3 protein-coding genes are annotated in these 1,910 nt (G+C 44.9%); all 3 read left to right on the top strand.

The window, feature by feature from the left end:
• Positions 1-866, top strand: an 866-nt coding sequence (locus BFI01S_RS21725) for a DDE-type integrase/transposase/recombinase (protein ID WP_156478371.1), incomplete at its 5' end; no start/stop codon positions are given.
• Entirely contained in the window at positions 859-1,659 is an 801-nt protein-coding gene (locus tag BFI01S_RS21720; protein ID WP_061794422.1) for an ExeA family protein, read from the top strand. The genes BFI01S_RS21725 and BFI01S_RS21720, both read left to right, overlap by 8 nt.
• Entirely contained in the window at positions 1,656-1,892 is a 237-nt protein-coding gene (locus BFI01S_RS21715; protein ID WP_061794421.1) for a DUF5348 domain-containing protein, read from the top strand. The genes BFI01S_RS21720 and BFI01S_RS21715 overlap by 4 nt, the downstream gene beginning before the upstream one ends.
• Positions 1,893-1,910 lie beyond the last annotated feature (18 nt).

The following is a 1,910-nucleotide window of genomic DNA, read 5'->3' as shown; positions in this document are numbered from 1 at the left end:
GCCCTTACCTGCCGATTGGTCCCAATGGAATGAAGAAACAAGTATATCTTGTCGCCTTTATCGACGATGCCACCAGGTTTGTACTTCACGCAGCTTTCTATCCTACCTTGGATTCAAGGATCATTGAGGATGCCTTCCGTCAGGCCATCCAGAAGTATGGTGTTCCAGAGGCTGTCTATTTTGATAATGGAAAGCAGTATCGAACCAAATGGATGTCGCGTACCTGCTCAAAAATAAGCACCCGTCTTACTTACACACGGCCGTACTCCGCTGAATCAAAAGGGAAAATTGAACGCTTCAATAGAATCATAGATTCATTCATCAATGAGGCTGTAATCGAAAAACCCAATACAATTGATCGTCTGAATGAGCTTTTCCAAGTGTGGCTGACAGAGTGCTATCAGAATAAGCCTCATTCTGCACTTGGGGAGAAAATCAGCCCGGAAACGGCATTTCGTTCAGATAAGAAAGCGATTCGGTTCATTGATCCGGATACGTTGAGTAATGCATTTCTCCATTGTGAAACGAGGAAAGTCGATAAATCAGGATGCATCAGTTTCATGGATCAAAAATATGAGGTGGGCCTGGCATTCATTGGACGACAGGTTGAGGTTGTTTATGATCCTGCGAATATCGAGGAGCTTACCATTGAGTTCGAGGATCATACTCCTTGGAAAGCCAAGAAGCTTGTCATAGGGGAAAGAGCTGGGAAGCGTCCTGCATTACCTGAGCACCTGCAGGTGCAGGATGTAGAATCTTCAAGACTATTAAAGGCAGCTGAACGAAAGAACCAGGAACGTCAAACTGAACAGAAACCTGCCGTGACCTTCCGTGCCGTTTGGAAGGAGGATGATTCTCGTGTTTGAAGCCTTCTATGAAATGGATAACACCCCTTTCGCCAGAGATCTTCCGACTGATCAATTGTATGATTCCTCCATGATGCAAGAAATCCTTGGAAGGCTGAAGTACACAGCTGAAAGACAGCTTTTTGCCGTTCTGAGTGGGGATAGTGGTACTGGAAAGACCACAACCATCCGTAAGTTTGTGGACAAATTGGATAAAGGGAAGTTCCATATCCTTTACCTGTCCGACTCTAAGTTAACGCCTCGTCATTTTTACAAAGGTCTCTTGGAACAGTTAGGCTCCGAAGCGAAGTTTTATCGAGGGGATGCAAAACGGCAGCTTCATCGAGAGATTGAATTAATGAAAGGCATACGAGGGATACAACCTGTAGTTGTAGTGGACGAAGCCCATCTTCTGGACCGGGAAATGCTTGAAGAGGTTCGTTTCCTACTGAACTTCAAAATGGATTCGCAAAGCCCGATGGCACTCATTCTCGTCGGTCAAAGTGAATTGTGGGATCGGCTTCGACTCCAATCCTACGCAGCGATACGCCAAAGAATCGATATCCAATTCCAGTTAGGACATCTCGATCGTGCCCAAGTTGAGGAATATGTTTCTAGGCATCTTCGTTATGCCGGAGTTGACCAACCAATATTCTCTGATGGGGCTCTTGACGAAATCCATCGGTTTTCTGGTGGTGCCGCAAGGCTCATAAATAAACTCTGCACACATAGTCTACTCTATGGCTCACAAAATGGCCGAAGGATCATTGACGACCATATGATCAAGCAAGTCATCCAGGGTGAGCTTTCATGAAAAGTCGCTGGAAAGAAATGAATTACAATGAAGAGTTGGATTGTTGGGTTGTGTTTTGGGGAGACAATTCTGGTTATAAGATGCGATGTGGTGAATGGTTTGATCTACATCTGGGAAATGGGAAGACTCTTTCCTGCCGCCTGGAATTGGGCAGAGACTGGTATATCCTTACGGGTCGAAATGATGTTAGGTTCTACCTTAAGAAAAATGAGGCGTATCAAGTTGATTTGTAAATCATTTGGGAAGCATGT

Source organism: Cytobacillus firmus NBRC 15306, from assembly GCF_001591465.1.
Lineage (GTDB): Bacteria > Bacillota > Bacilli > Bacillales > Cytobacillaceae > Cytobacillus > Cytobacillus firmus.
Note: the sequence above shows the minus strand (reverse complement) of the source record. Positions and strands in the feature narration are given on the sequence as shown.